Here is a 22,570-nt window from a genome sequence, read left to right as displayed (position 1 = left end):
ACCAGGCCTGGCCTGGTCCTTTTCTCGGGATTACAGTAGCTGCGCCAGACGGTTAATATCCGACTGGATCGCCCCGGCGGTCACGTCACGCCCGGCGCCGGGCCCGCGGATCACCAACGGATTATCACGATACCAGCGGCTTTCGATAGCAAACACGTTATCGCACGGCAGCAGCGCCGCCAGCGGGTGCTCTTCGCGTACCGCTTCCACGCCGACGCGAGCTTTGCCGTTGGCATCAAAGCGCGCCACGTAGCGGAGCACCAGCCCCATCTCGCGGGCCGCCTCCAGGCGCTGCAGCATCTGCTCGTTCAGCTCTTCGCCATTCTCAAAGAAGTGATCAACCGAACCCTCTTCACAGTGCGCCGGGACCAGTGATTCCACGCGCACCTGATCCGGTTCGATGTCATAGCCCGCTTCCCGCGCGAGGATCACCAGCTTGCGCATCACATCTTTACCGGACAGATCGACGCGCGGATCCGGCTCGGTCAGCCCCTGCTGCCACGCCTGATCCACCAGGTCGGTGAACGGCACGGTGCCATCGAACTGCAGGAACAGCCAGGAGAGCGTTCCCGAGAAGATACCGCTCAGGCCGAGGATGGTATCGCCGCTGTCGATCAGGTCGCGCACCGTATGGTTCACCGGCAAGCCGGCGCCCACGGTGGCGTTATACAGCCAGTGGCGCCCCGTCTTCTCAAACGCGTCGTGGATCTGGCGATACTTATCGCTGCTGCTGGCCCCCGCCAGCTTGTTGGCGCTGATCACGTGGAAGCCATGGCTGGCGAAATCAAGATACTGGTCGGCCAGCTGTTCGCTGGCGGTGACGTCCAGCACCACTAAATCATCGTACGGGTGCGCGCGCATCCACAGGAACAGCGACTCTTCATCCTGCTCCACCGCTTCATCGTTGAAGAAAGCCAGCGCCCGGCTGGCGTCCAGCCCGTCATAGTTCAGCAGACTGCGTTTACTGTCGACCACGCCGGCGAGAACAAACTCAAAGCCGGTGCGCGCCGAGAGCGTGGTTTGTTCACGGGCGAACAGCTCCAGCCAGCGGGAACCGATGTTTCCTTTGCCGAACAGCATCAGGCCAATACGCTTTTCGGCACGAAACAAGGACTGGTGCAGCCCCTGGATCAGGCTTTCCGTCGGCCCGGCGCGCAGTACGGCCACCAGGCTGATTCCTTCTTCCGACTGCCAGGTGAACTCCACTGGCTGCCCTTTCAGCTGCTGCCAGAAACGGTGGCAGTGCAGGGGGTTACGGGTGACGCCAGCGCCCACCATCGCCACCAGCGCCAGCTTCTGACGCAGACGCAGCTCGCCCGGCAGACCTGCTTCATCGAGCAGCTTCAGCGCGCTGTCGGCCACCTCGGAGGTATAGCAAAACTGCAGCAGCTTGCGGTCGGCATGGACGCCAACGGCTAACGGGCGCAGCTGGGCGCGTTTGAGCAGGGCGTCCAGCTCTTTATGCGCCAGTTTGAAATCGTGACCGGCCGGCACCTGGAACTCCACCAGGCAGACGTCGTCATGGCTGGTGACAATCCGGGCGCCAGTACCGGAGGCCAGTACGCGCTCAATGCGCGTGGAACCCTGTTCCGGCGTATAGCTGCAGCGTAACTGCAGATCGATATCGCTGGCGGAAACCGGCTGTAGCGTGCGGGCATGGAGCACCGGCGCGGCCAGACGCGCCAACTCGCTGGCTTCGTCCAGACGCAGCAGCGGCAGCAGACAGGCGTCTTTCACCTTGCGCGGATCCGCGCTGTACACCCCGGCGACGTCGCTCCAGATAGTGACGCGGGAAGCGCCCGCCAGCGCACCGATCTGGGTGGCGGAGTAGTCAGACCCGTTACGGCCCAGCAGGACGGTTTCACCGGCCTGGTTGCGGGAGATAAAGCCGGTCACCACCAGACGTTTGTTAGGATGCTGCGCCATCAGCTGCTGCAGCAGTGGATAGGATAATCCTTCATCCACCTGCGGCTGCGCGGCACGTTCCGCGCGCAGGAACGCGCGCGCGTCAAGCCAGGCGGCTTCCATTCCCAGCTGGTTGAGAACCACCGCCATCAGGCGCGCGGACCACACTTCCCCATGGCCGACCACTTCCGCATAGACCGCTTCGGAAACCCCGCCGTCCAGCAGACCAGCCAGACGCTCAAGGTCGTGGATAAAGGCGGCTATCAGCGTATCCGCCGCCGCAGGCTCCACCAGACCACCAATCAGTTCGGTGTGATAGCGGCGAAGCGACTGCTGAACCTGATGCGCAGCAAGGCGATCGCTCTGGCTAAGCTTAAGCCAGCTGATCAGCTGGTTGGTGGTGCTGCCAGCGGCGGAGACGACCATCATGTCCCCCGCCTGCGAATACTCCTTCATGATCCCCGCGACGCGCAGGTAACATTTCGCATCCGCTAAACTACTCCCACCAAATTTGTGCAGCTGACGACCCTTCGCCCCTGCCTGCGCAATCACACTCATCTTTATTCCTCGTTTGCTGCCCGGAAGCCATTTTCCAGGTCGGCAATTAAATCTTCACCATCTTCAATACCGGTCGAAATACGCAGGAGCGTTTCTGAAATTCCGGCGGCGACACGCGCTTCAGGCGCCATGCCGGCATGCGTCATCGTTGCCGCATGGGAAATCAGGCTTTCAACGCCCCCCAGCGATTCCGCCAGTGTAAACAGCGACAGCCCGCTCAGGAAACGGCGCAGCGTCTGCTCGTCACCGTCCAGCTCGAAGCTTAACATTGCGCCAAAACCTTTTTGCTGACGCGCCGCAATTTCATGCCCCTGGTTTTCCGGCAGCGACGGATGATACAGCTTTTTCACCAGTGGCTGGGTTTTCAGATACTCGACAATCGCCAGGGCATTACGCTGCGCCACTTCCATGCGTGGAGAAAGCGTCCGCAGCCCGCGCAACAGCAGATAGCTGTCGAAGGCGCTGCCGGTGACGCCAATATTATTCGCCCACCATGCCAGTTCAGTGACAGTCGCCGGATCGCTGGCAATCACCACCCCGGCCACTACATCAGAGTGACCATTAAGGTATTTAGTACAGGAGTGCAACACCAGATCGGCGCCCAGCGCCAGCGGGTTTTGCAGCGCCGGACTCAGGAAGGTGTTATCGACCACGCTGATCGCCCCTGCTTCGCGCGCCAGACCACAGATTTTCGCAATATCCACTACCCGCAGCAATGGATTACTTGGGCTTTCGACCAGCACCAGCTTCGGTTTTTCCGCCAGCGCCGCCCGCAGCGCCTGCTCATCGTTTTGATCGACGAACTGAACGCGATAGCAGCCGCGCTTCGCCAGGCTATCGAACAGACGGTAACTGCCGCCGTAGCAGTCGTGCGGCGCCACCAGCAGATCGCCAGGCTTAAGGAACACCGTCGTCACCAGCAGGATCGCCGACATACCGGTATTGGTCAGCACCGCGCCAGCGCCGCCCTCCAGCTCCGCTAAGGCACGCTGCACCACATCACGCGTCGGGTTGCCGCGGCGGGAGTAGTCGTGAGCGCGAGGTTCATTAAAGTCGGTGAAGTTATAGGTACTGGAGAGGTGGATCGGCGGGACAACGCAACCGTACTGCTCGTCGTCATTTAAACCGCTACGCACTGCGATGGTGGCCTGTTTACGCGTCATGTTGGGAAGTTCCTGGGCTGAATCGGTGAAAAGTCAGGCTCCAGAGTAATCATTGTCACAATAGACGTCAATACATCTGGACATCTAAACTTCTTTGCGTATAGATTGAGCAAAGTGCAAATAGCCGTTAAAATTATATGCATTAGCGCACGTCGGCGGCGGCTTATCTCATGTCAGAAAGCCTGCGCTTACGGTAAACTACGCGCAATTATAGCCCGGGCGGAATATTCTGGCCCTTCACTAATAAACAGAGGATTAAGGTATCTCATGGCTGAATGGAGCGGCGAATATATCAGCCCATACGCTGAGCACGGTAAGAAGAGTGAGCAAGTAAAGAAAATTACGGTTTCCATTCCTCTGAAGGTGTTAAAAATCCTCACCGATGAACGTACGCGTCGTCAGGTGAATAACCTGCGTCACGCGACCAACAGCGAGCTGCTGTGCGAAGCGTTCCTGCATGCCTTTACCGGACAACCGTTGCCTAACGATGAAGACCTGCGTAAAGAGCGCAGCGATGAGATCCCGGAAGCAGCGAAAGCGATTATGCGTGAACTGGGTATCGACCCGGATACGTGGGAATACTGAGACAATAAAAAGGGCGGAAGCACTCTTCCGCCCTTTTTCTTTCTCGCCCAGGCAGGCGAGAGACACAAAAAAGCCGCCCTGAGGCGGCTTCTTCTGGCAACTTACTTGCTGCCCGGGATGCTGAAGCGCTTGTTGAAGCGGTCAACACGGCCACCGGTAGCAACATCACGCTGTTTGCCGGTGAAGAACGGGTGGCATTTGCCGCACACGTCGAGGTTCAGGTCATGACCTACAGTGGAGCGGATTTTCATGACATTACCGCAAGAACAGGTAGCAGTAATTTCGTCGTAATTTGGGTGAATACCTTTTTTCATGGGAGAACCTCAGTTAAGGCCGCGTCGCTCTTCCAGCCCTAACGCCAGACACCACGCGATATTAGTAATTTCCCGTCGCCCTCTACGCTGCTGACAGCGTGAAGCACACGGTAATGGTCAATCTTCAATGCGATATAAAGCGCATCAAAGGCGGCGAATCATACAGAATTTGACCAGCATATGCAAACTGATCCGCGCCGCCTTATCGTAATGTGTATACTATCCCGCCAGATTTCAAGTCAGGAAGATGACATGCCCGTCGCCCACGTTGCCCTACCCGTTCCGCTACCGCGCACCTTTGACTATCTGCTGCCTGACGGCATGGCGGTCAAAGCGGGCTGTCGGGTGCGGGTGCCGTTCGGCAAACAGGAGCGGATCGGCATTGTCGCGGCGGTCAGCGAGCGCAGCGAGCTGCCGCTGGACGAGCTAAAACCGGTCGCGGAAGCGCTGGACGACGAACCGGTCTTCTCCGGTACCGTCTGGCGGTTGCTGATGTGGGCGGCTGAGTACTACCATCACCCGATCGGCGATGTGCTGTTCCATGCGTTGCCCATTCTGCTGCGCCAGGGTAAACCCGCCAGCGCTACGCCGCTGTGGTACTGGTTCGCCACCGAGCAGGGGCAGGCCGTCGATCTTAACGGTCTGAAACGCTCGCCGAAGCAGCAGCAGGCGCTGGCGGCGCTGCGCCAGGGCAAAATCTGGCGTCATCAGGTCGGCGAACTGGAATTTAATGAAGCGGCGCTGCAGGCGCTGCGCGGCAAAGGGCTGGCGGAGCTGGCCTGCGAAGCGCCCACCCTCACCGACTGGCGCAGCGCGTATTCGGTGGCTGGCGAACGCCTGCGTCTTAATACCGAGCAGGCCACCGCCGTCGGCGCGATCCACAGCGCCGCCGATCGCTTCTCCGCCTGGCTGCTGGCGGGTATTACCGGCTCCGGGAAAACGGAAGTGTATTTGAGCGTGCTGGAGAATGTGCTGGCGCAGGGGCGCCAGGCGCTGGTGATGGTGCCAGAGATCGGCCTGACGCCGCAAACCATCGCCCGTTTTCGCCAGCGCTTTAACGCGCCGGTGGAAGTCCTGCACTCCGGGCTCAATGACAGCGAACGTCTCTCGGCCTGGCTGAAGGCGAAAAACGGCGAAGCGGCCATTGTGATCGGCACCCGCTCCTCGCTGTTTACCCCGTTTAAAGACCTCGGCGTCATCGTCATCGACGAAGAGCATGACAGCTCCTACAAGCAGCAGGAGGGCTGGCGCTACCATGCCCGCGACCTGGCGGTATGGCGCGCCCACAGCGAACAGATCCCGATAATTCTCGGCTCGGCGACGCCGGCGCTGGAGACCCTGCATAACGTCCGCCAGGGCAAATACCGCCAGTTAACCTTAAGCAAACGCGCGGGCAATGCGCGCCCTGCCCAGCAGCACGTGCTCGATCTCAAAGGGCAACCGCTGCAGGCGGGTCTGTCTCCCGCGCTGATTGGCCGTATGCGTCAGCATCTGCAGGCGGATAACCAGGTGATCCTGTTTCTTAACCGCCGCGGCTTTGCGCCAGCGCTGCTGTGCCACGACTGCGGCTGGATAGCGGAATGTCCGCGCTGCGACAGCTACTATACGTTGCACCAGGCGCAGCACCATCTGCGCTGCCACCATTGCGACAGTCAGCGCCCTATCCCGCGCCAGTGCCCCTCCTGCGGCTCCACGCACCTGGTGCCGGTGGGTATCGGCACCGAACAGCTGGAGCAGGCCCTGGCGCCGCTGTTTCCTGACGTGCCTATTTCGCGTATCGACCGCGATACCACCAGCCGCAAAGGGGCGCTGGAAGAGCATCTCGCCGCCGTCCATCGCGGTGGGGCGCGTATTTTAATTGGCACCCAGATGCTGGCCAAAGGCCACCACTTCCCGGACGTCACCCTCGTCTCCCTGCTGGACGTCGACGGGGCGCTGTTTTCCGCGGATTTCCGCTCCGCCGAGCGTTTCGCTCAGCTCTATACCCAGGTCTCCGGGCGAGCGGGGCGGGCAGGAAAACAGGGCGAAGTGATCCTGCAAACCCACCATCCGGAACACCCTCTGCTGCAGACCCTGCTGTATAAAGGCTACGACGCTTTCGCCGAACAGGCGCTGGCAGAGCGGCAGACAATGCAGCTACCGCCGTGGACCAGCCATGTGCTGATTCGTGCGGAAGACCATAACAACCAGCAGGCGCCGCTGTTTTTACAGCAGCTGCGCAATCTGCTGCAGGCCAGTCCGCTGGCCGACGACAAGCTATGGGTGCTCGGTCCGGTTCCGGCGCTGGCGCCGAAGCGCGGCGGCCGCTGGCGGTGGCAGATATTGCTGCAGCATCCTTCGCGGGTGCGCCTGCAGCATATCGTCAGCGGTACGCTGGCGCTGATCAATACGCTGCCGGAGGCGAAAAAAGTGAAGTGGGTGCTGGATGTCGATCCTATTGAAGGGTAAGCCTTCTCTTGCGAGCCGGATCGAAAAATTCAACAAGCATCACGTTTTTCATGAAAATTCTGTAACTCACTGCCGCGACTATCTGATAAAAAAGATGCAGCAGTTAGCGCGCAAGGGAAATGCCAGCGCCATTCAGCGAGGAGAAACCAGGTGAAGCCCAAAAAACAAGTGGTTGCCGCCACCATGAAAGACGTCGCCTTAAAGGCAAACGTTTCCACGGCAACCGTGTCCCGAGCGTTGATGAACCCTGATAAGGTGTCGCAAGCCACCCGTAACCGGGTCGAGCAGGCGGCGCTGGAAGTCGGCTATTTACCGCAGTCGCTCGGACGCAATATGAAGCGCAACGAATCGCGGACGATCCTCGTGATCGTTCCGGATATCTGCGATCCCTTTTTTAGCGAAGTGATCCGCGGTATTGAAGTCACTGCCGCCGAGCATGGATATCTGGTGTTAATCGGCGATTGCGCCCACCAGAATCAGAAAGAAAAAACCTTTATCGACCTTATCATCACCAAGCAGATTGACGGCATGGTGCTGCTCAGCTCGCGCCTGCCGTTTGACGCCAGCGTGGAAGAGCAGCGCAATTTGCCACCGATGGTCATGTCGAACGAGTTCGCGCCGGAGCTGGAGCTGCCCACCGTCCACATCGATAACCTGACGGCGGCCTTTAACGCGGTAAACTACCTTCACGAGCTGGGACACCAGCGTATCGGCTGCATCGCCGGCCCGGAAGATATGCCGCTGTGCCATTATCGCCTGCAGGGTTACGTGCAGGCGCTGCGCCGCAGCGGTATCACCGTTGATCCGCACTATATCGCTCGCGGCAACTTTACCTTCGAAGCTGGCGCCAATGCGCTGGAGCAGCTGCTGTCGCAGCCGGTACCGCCCACGGCGGTCTTTTGCCATAGCGATGTGATGGCGCTGGGCGCCTTATCGCTGGCGAAACGCCGCGGTCTGAAAGTGCCGGACGACCTGTCGATTGTCGGCTTCGATAACATCGCGTTGTCTGAATTTTGCGATCCGCCATTGACCACCGTGTCACAGCCGCGTTTTGATATCGGCCGTGAAGGAATGCTGCTATTACTTGAGCAAATGCAGGGTCATAACGTGAACAGCGGCTCGCGCCTGCTCGATTGCGAACTGATAGTTCGCGGCAGTACGCAAAAAATCAGACGATAACCATCAGGCTTTCGGGCCTGCTCTTCTGGTCAAAGGCCCGCCGCTTAAGTAACATGGCGGGCTGACGAACGAATATAAGACAGCGAAACGATAGTGGCACAACGAGATTATGTACGCCGCAGCCAACCGGCTTCTTCGCGGCGCAAAAAGAGCACTACCCGAAGCTCAAGGAATAAGCAAAGCAGCCTTCCGGCAATTTCACCGGCTATGGTGGCGATCGCGGCGGCTGTGCTGGTGGCCTTTATCGGTGGACTCTATTTCATTACGCACCATAAGAAAGAAGAAGCGGAAGCGATGCAAAATCGCCAGGCCGCCGGCAACGGCTTGCCGCCAAAACCGGAAGAGCGTTGGCGCTATATTAAAGAGCTGGAAAGCCGACAGCCGGGCGTTCGCGCGCCGACCGAACCGACCGCCGGCGGCGAAGTGATGAAACCGGAGCAGCTGACTGACGAACAGCGCCAGCTGCTGGCCCAGATGCAGGCCGATATGCGTCAACAGCCGACTCAGCTGACCGAAGTGCCGTGGAACGAACAAACGCCGGCCCAGCGCCAGCAGACGCTACAGCGCCAGCGTTTAGCGCAGCAACAGCAGCAGGCGCAACAGCAACAGTGGGCGCAAACTCAGCCGCAGACCGTGCAGCAGCCGCCGCGCGTTCAGCAGCCGAAGCCGGTCCAGCAGCAACAGCCGAAGCAGACCGCGTCAAACCAGCAGCCGTACCAGGATCTGCTGCAGACGCCAGCGCATACCAATACCACGCAGCCGCGTACCCAGGCCGCGGCGCCGGTAACTCGGGTGGAAGAAGCGCCGAAAACCACCGCCGAGAAGAAAGACGATCGTAGCTGGATGATCCAGTGCGGCTCCTTTAAAGGCGCCGAGCAGGCCGAAACCGTCCGCGCTCAGCTGGCTTTCGAAGGGTTTGCTTCGCACATCACCACCAACAACGGCTGGAACCGCGTGGTCATTGGCCCGCTGAAAGGCAAAGAAAGCGCCAACGAGATGATCACCCGCCTGAAGATGGCTGGACACGCGAACTGCATTCGTCTCGCCGCCAGGGGTTGAAACCCTCAAAAACCCCCCCATCTATAATTGCATTCGGCCCCGCGGACAGCGCGGGGCCCCTGTTCCGCTTTTGCAACCAAGGGGTCTGCTCGTGACTACAATTGTAAGTGTTCGCCGTAACGGCCATGTTGTTATTGCCGGTGATGGCCAGGCCACGCTGGGCAACACCGTAATGAAGGGCAACGTGAAAAAAGTGCGTCGTCTGTACAACGACAAAGTGATTGCCGGTTTCGCTGGCGGCACCGCCGACGCCTTCACGCTGTTCGAACTGTTTGAACGTAAACTGGAAATGCACCAGGGCCATCTGGTGAAGGCCGCCGTTGAGCTGGCTAAAGACTGGCGAACCGATCGGATGTTGCGCAAGCTGGAAGCGCTGCTGGCCGTCGCGGACGAAAACGCGTCGCTTATCATCACCGGTAACGGTGACGTGGTACAGCCGGAAAACGATTTGATTGCTATCGGCTCCGGCGGTCCTTACGCCCAGGCCGCGGCCCGCGCGCTGCTGGAAAACACCGATATGGGCGCGCGCGATATCGCCGAGAAAGCGTTGGATATTGCAGGTGATATCTGCATCTATACCAACCATTTCCACACCATCGAAGAATTACCTTCTAAAGCGTAAGGATCTCCCATGTCTGAAATGACCCCACGCGAAATTGTCAGCGAACTGGACAAACACATTATCGGCCAGGACGCCGCCAAGCGTTCTGTTGCTATCGCCCTGCGTAACCGCTGGCGCCGGATGCAGCTTAACGAAGAGCTGCGTCATGAAGTCACGCCGAAAAACATTCTGATGATCGGCCCAACCGGCGTCGGTAAAACCGAAATCGCTCGTCGTCTGGCGAAACTGGCCAACGCGCCGTTTATTAAAGTTGAAGCGACGAAGTTCACCGAAGTGGGCTATGTCGGTAAAGAAGTGGATTCTATCATCCGCGATCTGACCGATGCGGCGATCAAAATGGTTCGTATGCAGTCCATTGAAAAGAACCGTTACCGCGCGGAAGAGCTGGCTGAAGAGCGCGTACTTGACGTGCTGATCCCACCGGCGAAGAACAACTGGGGCCAGACTGAGCCGTCGCAGGAACCGTCTGCGGCGCGCCAGGCGTTCCGTAAGAAACTGCGTGAAGGCCAGCTGGACGATAAAGAGATTGAAATCGATCTCGCCGCGGCGCCGATGGGCGTTGAAATCATGTCCCCTCCGGGCATGGAAGAGATGACCAGCCAGCTGCAGTCCATGTTCCAGAACCTCGGCGGCCAGAAGCAGAAACCGCGTAAGCTGAAAATCAAAGACGCAATGAAGCTGCTGATTGAAGAAGAAGCGGCCAAACTGGTCAATCCGGAAGAGCTGAAGCAGGAGGCCATCGACGCTGTAGAGCAGCACGGTATCGTCTTTATCGACGAAATCGACAAAATCTGTAAGCGCGGCGGCAACACCTCCGGCCCGGACGTCTCCCGTGAAGGCGTACAGCGCGACCTGCTGCCGCTGGTGGAAGGCTGCACCGTCTCCACTAAGCACGGGATGGTCAAGACCGACCACATCCTGTTCATCGCCTCGGGCGCGTTCCAGGTGGCCAGCCCGTCCGATCTGATCCCGGAACTGCAGGGGCGTCTGCCGATCCGCGTTGAGTTGAAGGCGCTGACCACCCACGACTTTGAGCGCATCCTGACTGAACCGAACGCCTCCATCACCGTGCAGTACAAGGCGCTGATGGCGACCGAAGGGGTGAATATCGAATTTACCGAAGACGGTATCAAGCGTATCGCTCAGGCCGCATGGCAGGTAAACGAAACCACCGAGAACATCGGCGCGCGCCGTCTGCACACCGTGCTGGAGCGCCTGGTGGAAGATATCTCCTATGATGCCAGCGAGATGAACGGCCAGACCGTCACTATCGATGCCGAATATGTGAGTAAGCACCTGGATGTTCTGGTGGCAGATGAAGATCTGAGCCGTTTTATCCTATAATCCGGTGCAATGCATTTTCATCACTGTTGATGGGGGCTATCGCCCCCATTTTTATTGGCTAGAATAACTATGACTGATATCAGCCGTTCTCAGGCGTGGCTGGAAAGCCTGCGTCCTAAAACGTTACCGCTGGCATTTGCCGCGATTATTGTTGGCACCGTCCTTGCCTGGGAGCAGGGGCATTTTGATCCCTGGGTCGCCCTGCTGGCGCTGGTCACCGCTGGCTTGCTGCAAATTCTTTCCAACCTCGCCAATGACTACGGCGACGCGGTCAAGGGGAGCGATAAACCGGACCGCATCGGGCCGCTGCGCGGGATGCAGAAAGGGCTGATTACCCCCCAGCAGATGAAGCGCGCCCTGATTGTCACCGTCGCGCTGATCTGTCTGTTTGGTCTGGCGCTGCTGTGCGTCGCCTGGCAGAGCGTCGGCGATTTCATCGGCTTCCTCGCGCTGGGTGGCTTGTCGATCGTGGCCGCCATCACCTACACGGTGGGCACCCGCCCGTATGGTTATATCGGCCTTGGTGATATTTCGGTACTCGTTTTCTTCGGCTGGCTGAGCGTCCTCGGCAGCTGGTATCTGCAAGCGCATAATGTGGAAGCGGCCATCTTTCTGCCGGCAACGGCCTGCGGTCTGCTGGCGACCGCCGTGCTGAACATCAATAACCTGCGTGATATCGACAGCGACCGGCAGAACGGGAAGAACACCCTCGCCGTGCGCCTGGGGCCGGTGAATGCCCGCCGCTATCATGCCTGCCTGCTGCTCGGCGCCCTGCTGTGTCTGGCGCTGTTTAACCTGCTGGCGCTGCATTCAGCCTGGGGCTGGCTGTTTATTCTCGCCACGCCGCTGCTGGTCAAACAGGCGCGTTACGTCCTGCGCGAATCCGATCCGCTGGCGATGCGGCCGATGCTCGAAAAGACGGTCAAAGGGGCTTTACTGACCAACCTGCTGTTTGTTATCGGGATTATTGCCAGTAAGCTGGCGGCTTAACTGACAAATATCAATTAACAATTGATGATTTTGCCAACAATGCGATTCGCGGGATATACTAAAAACTCTCGCAGCAACTGAACGTTAAGCCTATGAAATACGATACTTCCGAGCTTTGTGACATCTACCAGGAAGATGTCAACGTCGTGGAACCGCTGTTCTCTAACTTTGGAGGACGGTCGTCGTTTGGTGGACAGATCATTACGGTAAAATGTTTCGAGGATAACGGGTTGCTCTACGATCTGCTCGAGCAGAATGGCCGTGGTCATATTCTCCTGATCGACGGCGGCGGCTCAGTACGACGCGCGTTAATTGACGCTGACCTGGCGCGTCTGGCCGTACAGAATGAATGGGAAGGGTTGGTGGTCTATGGCGCGGTGCGCCAGGTTGACGACCTTGAGGAACTGGATATCGGCATCCAGGCGCTGGCGGCCATTCCGGTCGGCGCAGCTGGCGAAGGCATCGGCGAAAGCGACGTGCGCGTCAATTTCGGCGGCGTGACCTTCTTCAGCGGCGACCATCTGTATGCCGATAACACCGGGATGATCCTGTCGGAAGACCCGCTGGATATCGAATAAGCCTTGCGCCATAAAAAAGGCCTTCTCCATGAGAAGGCCTTTTGTTTATCCGGCGCGTAACTTAGTACAGTTTCTTCGCGCAATCCAGCCAGTCGTTCTTGAACGGACGCTTCATGTTCTCGATGGCATCGATGATGTCGTGGTGCACCAGCTTCTCGTTCTGGATGCCGACGCAACGGCCGCCATGGCCCTGGAGCAGCAGCTCAATCGCATAGGCGCCCATGCGGGAAGCCAGGATACGGTCGTAAGGAACCGGGGAACCACCGCGCTGAATGTGGCCGAGGACGGTGGCGCGGGTTTCACGGCCGGTCTCTTTCTCGATGTAGCTGGCCAGCTCGTCAACGTCGCACATGTGCTCGGTGATCGCCACGATAGCGTGTTTTTTCCCTTTCGCGATGCCGGCTTTGATTTCAGCCACCAGATCGTCGCGGGTATATTCCACTTCCGGCACCATGATGAACTCACAGCCGCCAGCAATCGCCGCCGCCAGAGTCAGGTCGCCGCAGTAACGGCCCATCACTTCCACCACGGAGATACGCTGGTGCGAAGAGGAGGTGTCGCGCAGACGGTCAATCGCTTCCACCACGGTGCTCAGAGCGGTGAAGAAGCCGATGGTGTAGTCAGTGCCTTTGATATCGTTGTCGATGGTGCCCGGCAGGCCGATGCAAGGGAAGCCCATCTCGGTCAGGCGCATCGCCCCCATATAGGACCCGTCACCACCGATAACCACCAGCGCGTCCAGGCCGCGCTTCTTCATGTTTTCGATAGCCACAGCGCGGATGTGTTCTTCGCGGAATTCCGGGAAGCGAGCGGAGCCCAGGAAGGTGCCGCCGCGGTTGATCATGTCGGAAACGCTGTAACGGTCGAGCTGAACCATACGGTCTTCGTACAAGCCGAGGTAACCGTCATAGATTCCAAAAACTTCCAGACCTTCCGTTAATGCCGCGCGCACAACGCCACGAATTGCTGCGTTCATGCCCGGCGCATCACCGCCACTTGTCAACACACCGATTTTCTTAATCATGACTACCTCTGAACTTAGGAAGCAAAAAATAATTCTGTTGCCTGAAGCGCTCCCTCACCAGGAGTGCACGACGCTAATGACAATAGTATATCAAACGCCTCAAGCTGAATTGATTCAGGTCAGACCAAACGGCGGTAATTTATACAAAAAATGCCGAGCTGACCCACATTTTTACATCGAGTTTACAGACTATAACCTAACGCTCAAAAAAGCCCTGCTGCGCCGCTGGCACCACAGAACTGGGATCCTGATGGATAATGACATCGGATCCCGGGAAACGGCGCAGAATCGCCTGCTCCACCTGGTCTGCAATCACGTGGGCTTGCACCAGCGGGAGGTTATCTTCCATTTCCAAATGAATCTGAATAAAGCGGGTCGGCCCTGACTGCCGCGTTCGTAGATCGTGCGCCCCGCGGATGCCGGGCCATGCGGTCACGATGGTGATAATGTCCTGACGCTCCTCGTCAGGCAAAGCGCGGTCGAGTAACGACTGAACCGCCTCATAGCCCATCCGCAGCGCGCTATATAAAATATAGATGCCAATTCCTAAGGCAAACAACGCATCGGCGCGATGCCAGCCGTACCAGGATAGGCCCAGCGCCACCAGAATGGCGCCGTTCATCATAACATCAGACTGATAATGAAGCATATCCGCCCGCACCGCCTGGCTCTGGGTTTTTCGCACCACCCAGCGCTGGAAAGTCACCAGCGCCAGCGTGCTGACGAGAGCGATCAGCGTCACAACGACCCCGACGCCGGCGGCCTGCAGCGGCTCCGGACGCACCAGGTGCTGAATACCGGTGAGAAACAGGAACAGCGCCGAGCCGGAGATAAACATGCTTTGCGCCAGCGCCGCCAGCGACTCCGCTTTGCCGTGGCCAAAGGTGTGTTCTTCATCAGCTGGTTGCAGCGAATAGCGAACCACCAGCAGGTTGGTCAGCGAGGCGGCAATATCCACCAGCGAATCCACCAGCGCAGCCAGAATACTGACTGAACCGGTATACCACCACGCAAAAATTTTGATCAAAAGTAACGCAGAGGCCATCGCTGTCGCAGCGATAGCGGCGCGGCTGACCAACCGGCCATAAGATTGATTCATATAGGCTCCTTCTCCTGCACTGCGCTTAGTATAACCTGAACTTGTGACGCTCACGGGACAGGCGAAGAAGTTGATTTGCCGAAAAAAGGGCAAAAAAAACCCCCTCATCATGAGGGGGGAAGACAGGGATGGTGTCTATGGCAAGGAAAACAGGGTTTGTTACTGGGGTTGCAGGGTGTTGCTACTACTCGAAAGCATCATCGCTGAGCCTTTCTGCATCCTTGCAACCTCACGCAACTGATCCATACGTTGCTGGTGCTTAGCATTTAAAACCGCTTGCTGCTCTGGCGTAAGCAGGTGGTACATCTGGTTGCGGACCTTAGCCATCTCGACCTGGCGAGCAACCTGTTCCTGCGCCATCTTTTCTGCCTGAGCGCGCACAGCGTTTTCATCAAAATTTTCTGCGGTGACAAGGCGATGCATTGTCTCCATTTCGCTAACATTAACGGGGAGCCTGTCGTGGCGCGCCCGTTGCATAAGATCCCGTAACTGCTGACGTTGCTGCTCGGTTAAACTTATGCCGTCAAACATATGGCTCTGGCTACCGCGCTGTCCCCCTTCGTCTCCGGGGAGCCAGTTAACGCTGGTAACGACTTCAGCGGCCTGGCTAATTGCACTTAGCGCCAGCGTTGAGGCCATGACGGCAGCGATAACATTGCGCATCACATACTCCCAAAACGTTTGTGTCGCGATTCAACGAGAGACAGTCTACGATTCAGGCTGCAAACATGCGTCAGGGGGTGTAAAACAACGTAAAGTCATGGATTAGCGGGCCTTGATGACGTAATTTCTGCCTCGGAGGTATTTAAACAATGAATAAAATCCTGTTAGTTGATGATGACCGGGAGCTCACCTCCCTGTTAAAAGAGCTGCTCGATATGGAAGGTTTTAACGTGCTGGTGGCCCATGATGGGGAACAGGCGCTGGCCCTTCTGGACGACAGCATTGATTTATTGCTGCTCGACGTAATGATGCCGAAGAAAAACGGTATCGATACGCTGAAAGAGCTGCGTCAGACACACCAGACACCGGTTATCATGCTAACAGCGCGCGGGAGCGAGCTGGATCGCGTTCTCGGCCTCGAGCTGGGCGCAGATGACTATTTGCCTAAGCCGTTCAACGATCGTGAACTGGTGGCGCGTATACGCGCGATTCTGCGCCGTTCCCACTGGAGCGAACAGCAGCAGACGACCGAAGCCGGTTCGCCGACCCTGGAAGTGGATGCCTTAAGCCTCAATCCGGGCCGTCAGGAAGCCAATTTCGATGGCCAGACGCTGGAGCTCACCGGCACCGAGTTCACCCTGCTCTATCTGTTAGCGCAGCATCTCGGCCAGGTGGTGTCACGCGAACATTTAAGCCAGGAAGTGTTAGGCAAGCGCCTGACGCCGTTCGACCGCGCTATCGATATGCATATTTCCAACCTGCGGCGTAAGCTGCCGGAGCGCAAAGATGGCCATCCGTGGTTTAAAACGCTGCGTGGCCGCGGGTATCTGATGGTTTCCGCTTCATGATTGGAAGTTTGACTGCACGCATCTTCGCCATCTTCTGGCTCACGCTGGCGCTGGTGTTGATGCTGGTGCTGATGTTGCCCAAACTGGACTCCCGGCAGATGACCGAGCTGCTGGAAAGCGAGCAGCGTCAAGGCATCATGATCGAGCAGCACGTCGAGGCCGAGCTGGCCAACGATCCGCCAAACGACCTGATGTGGTGGCGTCGTCTGTTTCGCGCCATCGATAAATGGGCGCCTCCTGGGCAACGCCTGCTGCTGGTGACCAGCGAAGGCCGCGTGATCGGCGCAGAACGCAACGAGATGCAGATCATTCGCAACTTTATCGGCCAGGCCGATAACGCCGATCATCCGCAGAAAAAACGCTATGGCCGCCTGGAAATGGTGGGCCCGTTCTCCGTCAGGGATGGGGAGGATAACTATCAGCTGTATCTGATCCGTCCCGCCAGCACCTCACAATCCGACTTTATCAACCTGCTGTTTGACCGGCCGCTGCTGCTGCTGATCGTCACAATGCTGGTTAGCGCCCCGCTGCTGCTGTGGCTGGCGTGGAGCCTGGCGAAACCAGCGCGTAAGCTGAAAAATGCCGCCGACGAGGTCGCCCAGGGCAACCTGCGGCAGCATCCGGAGCTGGAAGCTGGACCGCAGGAGTTTTTAGCCGCCGGCGCCAGCTTTAACCAGATGGTGACGGCACTGGAGCGGATGATGACCAGCCAGCAACGGCTACTGTCCGATATCTCGCACGAGCTGCGCACGCCGCTTACGCGCCTGCAGCTGGGCACCGCCCTGCTGCGCCGCCGCAGCGGTGAGAGCAAGGAGCTGGAGCGCATCGAAACTGAAGCGCACCGGTTGGACAGCATGATCAACGACCTGCTGGTGATGTCGCGCAATCAGGCGAAAAACGCCCTGGTGAGCGAGACGGTCAAAGCCAATCAGCTGTGGAGCGAAGTGCTGGACAACGCGGCGTTTGAAGCCGAGCAGATGGGTAAATCCTTCACCGTTGAGTATCCTCCTGGCCCGTGGCCGCTGTACGGTAACCCCAATGCGCTGGAAAGCGCGCTGGAGAACATCGTCCGCAACGCCCTGCGCTACTCGCACACGAAGATTTCCGTCAGCTTCTCGGTGGATAAAGACGGGATTACGGTTAACGTCGATGACGACGGCCCGGGAGTCAGTCCGGAGGATCGCGAGCAGATTTTCCGGCCATTCTACCGGACCGACGAGGCGCGCGACCGCGAGTCCGGCGGCACCGGCCTGGGGCTGGCGATTGTCGAAACCGCTATTCAGCAGCACCGTGGCTGGGTGAAGGCCGACGACAGCCCGCTGGGCGGTCTGCGCTTAACCCTCTGGCTGCCGCTGTATAAGCGCACCTGATGCTATCCCGGCTTGCGCTACGCTAAGCCGGGAGCATCCCCGGAAATACTCAATATGGGGGAATTATTTCCCCCATAATCTCCGCGAACTATCCTCGATCTTACCGCTTAAACGGCGCTTCTGCATGGTTCTGCTCCAGCTCACCGACAGGCCCGCGGCCGACAATAAGCGGTGGTACTGATCGTCATCAAACGGCATATGCCAGGCAATCGCCCCGGCCTCATGGACGCTGACCTCACTCAGGCGAGAGACCAGCTCGAGCGGTGCATCGCTGGAGGCTTTCCCCCCGGCGATCACCCGATACAACCAGCCGGTCTTCCCGCTGTTTTGCATCAGCTGAGCCATGTCATTGATCGAAAAATGAAAGTTGAGCTTGAAGCACGGAGAGCGCGGCTGGGTGACCTGGATCAGCGCCTCGCCCCAGCGAAAGATATCGCCAATGTAGACGTTTTGTTCGGTGAGCCCGGTGGTGGAGAGGTTTTCGCCGAACGCCGGGGCGCAGAACCGATCGGCCTGCTGGGGGAATTCACGGATCCAGTCGGCATAGTGTTCGCGCGGATAGTGACACAGCGCGCGGTCCGGCCCGCCGTGGATTTTCTTCTCCGCCTGCTCATCCCCTTCGAGACCGAGATCGCCGAGCTGCAACTCGCCGTCAACCTGGATTTTGCCGATCGCGCTGGGACGACTGCCCGTGTAGTCCCTGATTTTGCCAACAAAGACATTCACCGGATAATGCATCTCTGCTCTCCTTGCTACCGATATAAAAAAAGCGAGCCATCAGACTCGCTTCTCTCTTAGCACATTGCAACCTTATTTTTTGGCGGCAAAACGCGCTGCAGCTTCGTCCCAGTTCACCACATCCCAGAAGGCTTTGATGTAGTCCGGGCGACGGTTCTGGAATTTCAGGTAGTAAGCGTGTTCCCACACGTCCAGACCCAGGATCGGGAAGCCAGAAGCGCCGGAAATGGCTTCGCCCATCAGCGGAGAATCCTGGTTAGCGGTGGAGACAACGGCCAGTTTGTCACCTTTCAGGACCAGCCACGCCCAGCCGGAACCGAAACGGGTAGCAGCGGCTTTTTCAAATTCCGCTTTGAAGTTGTCCACAGAGCCGAAATCGCGCTCGATAGCCGCTTTCAGGTCGCCCTGCAGGGTGGTACCGGTTTTCAGGCCTTTCCAGAACAGGCTGTGGTTCGCGTGGCCGCCGGCGTTGTTACGCAGTACGGTTTTTTTGTCAGCCGGCAGCTGATCCAGCTTGGTGATCAGCTCTTCAGCGGACAGGTTAGCGAACTCCGGCAGGCTTTCCAGCGCGGCGTTGGCATTGTTCACGTAGGTCTGATGGTGTTTGGTGTGATGGATCTCCATCGTCTGCTTGTCGAAGTGCGGTTCCAGAGCATCGTAAGCGTACGGCAGGGATGGCAGGGTATAGCTCATAATCATCTCCATTATTGTCGAGCGGCTCAAGTGTTAACGCCGCGTAAGCAGTTTGTCCATTATAGTTAATTAAATGGTATTGAAAATGCTTATCAATGCCGTATTTTTCATATGGATATAACCAGAAGAAATACCCGCCGTTTTGTGATGTAGAACAACTAATTAAGCCCATGGTTGCCAGAGTTCGCCATCCTGTGGCAACGTCCTGAAGGCGGCCAAAGCGGCTAATTTTTACACTCATCGCATCGGAAGCCGCCGTCTCCGATAAAAAAAGATGAGGATAAAATCAATGAACCACGCGATTACGATGGGTATTTTTTGGCATTTGATAGGGGCCGCCAGTGCCGCCTGTTTCTATGCCCCGTTCAAGAAAGTAAAACACTGGTCGTGGGAAACCATGTGGTCGGTCGGGGGGATCGTCTCCTGGCTGATCCTGCCCTGGGCCATCAGCGCCACGCTGTTACCCGATTTCTGGGCCTACTACCGCTCCTTTAACGCCTCCACGCTGCTGCCGGTCTTTCTGTTCGGCGCCATGTGGGGTATCGGTAATATCAACTATGGCCTGACCATGCGCTATCTCGGCATGTCGATGGGGATTGGCATCGCCATTGGCATCACGCTGATTGTCGGTACGCTGATGACGCCGATTATTAACGGTCAGTTTTCAGTGCTGATGCACACCCAGGGCGGTCAAATGACGCTGCTCGGCGTGCTGGTGGCGGTGGTTGGCGTTGGCATCGTCACCCGCGCGGGCCAGCTGAAAGAGCGCAAAATGGGCATCAAAGCCGAAGAGTTCAATCTGAAGAGAGGGCTTCTGCTGGCGGTGATGTGCGGTATCTTCTCGGCAGGGATGTCGTTCGCGATGAACGCCGCCAAACCGATGCATGATGCCGCCGCGGCGCTCGGCGTCGACCCGTTATATGCGGCGCTGCCAAGCTACGTGGTGATTATGGGCGGCGGGGCGCTGGTTAACCTTGGCTTCTGCTTTATTCGTTTGGCAAAAGTGAAGAGCCTGTCCGTCAAAGCCGATTTCTCGCTGGCCAAACCCCTCATCATCAGCAACCTGCTGCTTTCCGCCCTCGGCGGCCTGATGTGGTATCTCCAGTTCTTCTTCTATGCCTGGGGCCACGCCAGCATTCCGGCGCAGTATGACTATATGAGCTGGATGCTGCACATGAGCTTCTACGTACTGTGCGGCGGTCTGGTGGGTCTGGTGCTGAAGGAGTGGAACAACGCCGGTCGTCGTCCGGTGAGCGTCCTGAGCCTCGGCTGCGTGGTGATCATCATCGCCGCCAACATCGTCGGTCTGGGAATGGCCCGTTAAGCACCGGAGCATTTGCCTGACAAAGACGCGCTTCAGGCGGCGGCGCGACTGCGCTGCCGCCACTGCCCCGGCGACATGCCGATTTCCCGGCTGAACACCACCGAAAAGTAGTTACTGTCCTCAAAGCCGCACTGCATGGCGATATCGCCGATTAAGCGCTCGGTATGCTGCAACAGATACTGCGCATGGCAGATCCGCAGCTGGCGTAAATAGTGATTGATGGTCATCCCGGTTTGCTGGCGAAACTGCTGACGTAGCGCCCGCTCGCTGCCACCCTCCTGCTCGCAGAAACGCTCCAGGACAAAGGGGCGGCTCAGGCTGGCCGCCAGCGCGGCCAGCAGTTTGTCCAACAGCGCTTCGCGCTGCGTCGCCGCCAGATTATCCGTCGCGTAGCGATGCCGCTGGAGGGTCAGCGCCAGCTGAGCAAACAACAGCTCGGCCATCGCATTCCCCTGCGCATCGTGCCGGGAACACTCATGCTCAAGCTGACTAATCACCTGACGCGCCTGCGCCATACCGGTGCTGCCCATGCGCCAGTGGGGCTTCCACGGGGTGCCGAAGAGGCCAGGGATCGCCCCCGCCCAGTCGAAATTGAGCTGCAGCCGCTCCGGGCAATAGATGATGTTCTGCAGAACCAGATCGTTAACGGAAGCATAGGAGTGTTTATCTTCGGCGCGAATATAGAACAGATCGCCGCGGGTAATGCGCCAGGGACGGTCGTTGAGAACATGCAGCCCGTTGCCCCGCCACACCAGCACCAGCTCGCAGAACTCATGGGTGTGTTCAGCGAAGACGTTTTGCGGGTAGCGGTCAGCCACCGCCACCGCCTGCGTGGCGGAAGGGAAAAATTCCTCTTTACGTAGAATCAAACCGGCCACGGCTCACACTCCCAACGCGGATAACGGCGCATTATTCGCGTTTTTGCTCCGCAATACGTTGACTCCTCTCGCGTTACTGAAGAATAGCGTCGCGCCCCTGGCGGATATCGCGCGGCGACCAGGAAAACTCGCGGCGAAAAAGCGTCGAAAAGTGGTTACTGTCGCCGAATCCGCAGCGATAGGCGATATCCGTCACGCTTTCATCGCTGTGGCGCAGCAGGTGGCGGGCTTTCATCAGGCGCACCCGATTGAGATAGCGCTGCGGCGTCAGGCCGGTCTGCTGCTTCAGCTGACGGTGTAGTGTACGCAGCGATAGCGAAAACTGCGCCGCCACCTCCTCCCAGCAGATCTCCTGCGCAAAATGGTCTTCCAGCCAGGCCAGCAGCTGATTAAGCCGTGCATCGTTGTTGGTGGCCTCTTCCGCAAGGCTGCTTTTCCGCAGCAGCACCAATAGCTGCATAAACAGGATCTCACGGCTGGCGACGGCATGGGTATCCGTTTCGCTCCCCATGGCCTCCATCTGCGCCACGATATGCCGCACCTGCTGCAGAACCGTCTGGTTCACCCGCCAGTGCGACGGGTAGTTGCCCTCCTGCTCCTGGGGCAACAGCTGGCTGACCCCGGCGAGAAACCGAAACGCATCCGGCGCGCGATAAAGCACGTTGGTCAGACACAGATTGTCCGTGTGCTCGTAAAGATGCCGGTCGTGATCGCGAATAAAGCAGACCGAGCCGCCGCCGATGGTATAGGGCTGGCCATTGAAGACGTGAATGCCCGTACCCTGCTCCACGATGACAATTTCATGAAAATCATGGTGATGTTCAGGAAAGGCCGACTGAGGGAGGCGGGGTTCAATAGCCACCGTCGAGATCCCGGCCTTAAAGAAATCCGTACTGTGCAATATGGTCATGATGCCACCCTCGTAATGAGAAAAATTATCAGTCACCGGCTGATAGTAATGAAGGGTTGGCTATCCGACCTTCAATTTTTGACCGCAAAATTCGTAAATCCTGCCGCTTTTTCAAGAATCAGCCGGAAAGATGCGGAACTGCGGACCCCATCACATCCTCCTCACCACCGCCCAAAACCGCAATTTGTGATTTTCCTCACGGTCACCTTTGCTTTCTTGCCAGCGGCCAGTTTCGGCTGTCCGTAGCGAGAAGGTGTGAGTCAGCGCCCTTTTTTAGA

21 protein-coding genes are annotated in these 22,570 nt (G+C 58.2%); 11 read left to right on the top strand and 10 right to left on the bottom strand.

The features are described from left to right. Positions 1-30 precede the first annotated feature (30 nt). Complete coding sequence (locus ACQUTP_RS23225; RefSeq protein ID WP_285755408.1) at positions 31-2,463, bottom strand: bifunctional aspartate kinase/homoserine dehydrogenase II; 2,433 nt, start codon at positions 2,461-2,463, stop codon at positions 31-33. Positions 2,464-2,465: 2 nt separating this feature from the next. Continuing rightward, positions 2,466-3,626, bottom strand: coding sequence for a cystathionine gamma-synthase (metB, locus tag ACQUTP_RS23220; protein WP_131077089.1), 1,161 nt, complete (start codon positions 3,624-3,626; stop codon positions 2,466-2,468). A 267-nt stretch (positions 3,627-3,893) separates the two neighbouring features. Between metB and metJ the strand changes: the two genes are divergently transcribed. Then, positions 3,894-4,211 carry a met regulon transcriptional regulator MetJ gene (gene metJ, locus ACQUTP_RS23215; RefSeq protein WP_002882924.1) on the top strand — a complete coding sequence of 106 codons (318 nt, stop codon included), beginning with the start codon at positions 3,894-3,896 and terminating at the stop codon, positions 4,209-4,211. Positions 4,212-4,312: 101 nt separating this feature from the next. Here the strand turns inward: metJ and rpmE are convergent, their stop codons facing one another. Then, positions 4,313-4,525, bottom strand: a complete 213-nt coding sequence (gene rpmE, locus ACQUTP_RS23210; protein WP_002882922.1) for a 50S ribosomal protein L31 — start codon at positions 4,523-4,525, stop codon at positions 4,313-4,315. A gap of 252 nt (positions 4,526-4,777) precedes the next feature. Here rpmE and priA point away from each other — a divergent pair, with 252 nt between their 5' ends. The 7 genes from priA (at position 4,778) to rraA (ending at position 12,745) form a co-directional block, all read left to right on the top strand. Beyond that, positions 4,778-6,973: a primosomal protein N' gene (priA, locus tag ACQUTP_RS23205; protein WP_032455464.1), complete on the top strand. Its 2,196-nt coding sequence runs from the start codon at positions 4,778-4,780 to the stop codon at positions 6,971-6,973. A gap of 150 nt (positions 6,974-7,123) precedes the next feature. After that, complete coding sequence (gene cytR, locus ACQUTP_RS23200; RefSeq protein ID WP_004203676.1) at positions 7,124-8,152, top strand: DNA-binding transcriptional regulator CytR; 1,029 nt, start codon at positions 7,124-7,126, stop codon at positions 8,150-8,152. A gap of 93 nt (positions 8,153-8,245) precedes the next feature. Continuing rightward, on the top strand, positions 8,246-9,211 hold the full coding sequence (ftsN, locus tag ACQUTP_RS23195; RefSeq protein ID WP_004203675.1) for a cell division protein FtsN: 966 nt from the start codon (positions 8,246-8,248) through the stop codon (positions 9,209-9,211). A 91-nt stretch (positions 9,212-9,302) separates the two neighbouring features. After that, entirely contained in the window at positions 9,303-9,833 is a 531-nt protein-coding gene (gene hslV, locus ACQUTP_RS23190; protein ID WP_002882918.1) for an ATP-dependent protease subunit HslV, read from the top strand. Positions 9,834-9,842: 9 nt separating this feature from the next. Then, positions 9,843-11,177: an HslU--HslV peptidase ATPase subunit gene (hslU, locus tag ACQUTP_RS23185; protein ID WP_004203674.1), complete on the top strand. Its 1,335-nt coding sequence runs from the start codon at positions 9,843-9,845 to the stop codon at positions 11,175-11,177. Positions 11,178-11,246: 69 nt separating this feature from the next. Then, entirely contained in the window at positions 11,247-12,167 is a 921-nt protein-coding gene (gene menA, locus ACQUTP_RS23180) for a 1,4-dihydroxy-2-naphthoate polyprenyltransferase (protein WP_064183868.1), read from the top strand. A gap of 92 nt (positions 12,168-12,259) precedes the next feature. Further along, a complete protein-coding gene (gene rraA / locus ACQUTP_RS23175) occupies positions 12,260-12,745 on the top strand; it encodes a ribonuclease E activity regulator RraA (protein WP_002882913.1) in 486 nt (161 codons plus the stop codon). Between the two features lie 61 nt (positions 12,746-12,806). Here the strand turns inward: rraA and pfkA are convergent, their stop codons facing one another. The 3 genes from pfkA to cpxP form a co-directional block, all read right to left on the bottom strand. Continuing rightward, a complete protein-coding gene (gene pfkA / locus ACQUTP_RS23170) occupies positions 12,807-13,769 on the bottom strand; it encodes a 6-phosphofructokinase (protein WP_002882911.1) in 963 nt (320 codons plus the stop codon). Between the two features lie 196 nt (positions 13,770-13,965). Further along, positions 13,966-14,868, bottom strand: a complete 903-nt coding sequence (gene fieF / locus ACQUTP_RS23165; RefSeq protein ID WP_002882907.1) for a CDF family cation-efflux transporter FieF — start codon at positions 14,866-14,868, stop codon at positions 13,966-13,968. Between the two features lie 159 nt (positions 14,869-15,027). Beyond that, a complete protein-coding gene (cpxP, locus tag ACQUTP_RS23160) occupies positions 15,028-15,531 on the bottom strand; it encodes a cell-envelope stress modulator CpxP (protein WP_004203672.1) in 504 nt (167 codons plus the stop codon). A gap of 149 nt (positions 15,532-15,680) precedes the next feature. On the opposite strand from cpxP, the gene cpxR reads away from it, so the two are divergent. Further along, on the top strand, positions 15,681-16,379 hold the full coding sequence (gene cpxR, locus ACQUTP_RS23155) for an envelope stress response regulator transcription factor CpxR (protein ID WP_004203671.1): 699 nt from the start codon (positions 15,681-15,683) through the stop codon (positions 16,377-16,379). Next, positions 16,376-17,749, top strand: a complete 1,374-nt coding sequence (gene cpxA / locus ACQUTP_RS23150) for an envelope stress sensor histidine kinase CpxA (RefSeq protein WP_004203670.1) — start codon at positions 16,376-16,378, stop codon at positions 17,747-17,749. The genes cpxR and cpxA overlap by 4 nt, the downstream gene beginning before the upstream one ends. 63 nt (positions 17,750-17,812) lie before the next feature. On the opposite strand, the gene yiiM is transcribed toward cpxA, so the two are convergent. Further along, positions 17,813-18,487, bottom strand: coding sequence for a 6-hydroxyaminopurine reductase (yiiM, locus tag ACQUTP_RS23145; protein WP_032455462.1), 675 nt, complete (start codon positions 18,485-18,487; stop codon positions 17,813-17,815). A gap of 72 nt (positions 18,488-18,559) precedes the next feature. Next, positions 18,560-19,180: a superoxide dismutase [Mn] gene (gene sodA, locus ACQUTP_RS23140; protein ID WP_004203668.1), complete on the bottom strand. Its 621-nt coding sequence runs from the start codon at positions 19,178-19,180 to the stop codon at positions 18,560-18,562. A gap of 289 nt (positions 19,181-19,469) precedes the next feature. Between sodA and rhaT the strand changes: the two genes are divergently transcribed. Beyond that, entirely contained in the window at positions 19,470-20,504 is a 1,035-nt protein-coding gene (rhaT, locus tag ACQUTP_RS23135; protein WP_004203667.1) for an L-rhamnose/proton symporter RhaT, read from the top strand. Between the two features lie 32 nt (positions 20,505-20,536). Here the strand turns inward: rhaT and rhaR are convergent, their stop codons facing one another. Both rhaR and rhaS read right to left on the bottom strand, forming a co-directional pair. Beyond that, positions 20,537-21,382, bottom strand: a complete 846-nt coding sequence (rhaR, locus tag ACQUTP_RS23130) for an HTH-type transcriptional activator RhaR (protein WP_004203666.1) — start codon at positions 21,380-21,382, stop codon at positions 20,537-20,539. Positions 21,383-21,455: 73 nt separating this feature from the next. Further along, the gene (rhaS, locus tag ACQUTP_RS23125) at positions 21,456-22,292 is read right to left on the bottom strand and encodes an HTH-type transcriptional activator RhaS (RefSeq protein ID WP_004203665.1); all 837 of its coding nucleotides are present in this window, start codon (positions 22,290-22,292) and stop codon (positions 21,456-21,458) included. Positions 22,293-22,570: the final 278 nt, after the last annotated feature.

It is taken from the genome of Klebsiella sp. 2-CIP_Kleb. (assembly GCF_050378715.1).
Lineage (GTDB): Bacteria > Pseudomonadota > Gammaproteobacteria > Enterobacterales > Enterobacteriaceae > Klebsiella > Klebsiella quasipneumoniae.
This window is presented reverse-complemented; position numbering and strand designations above follow the sequence as displayed.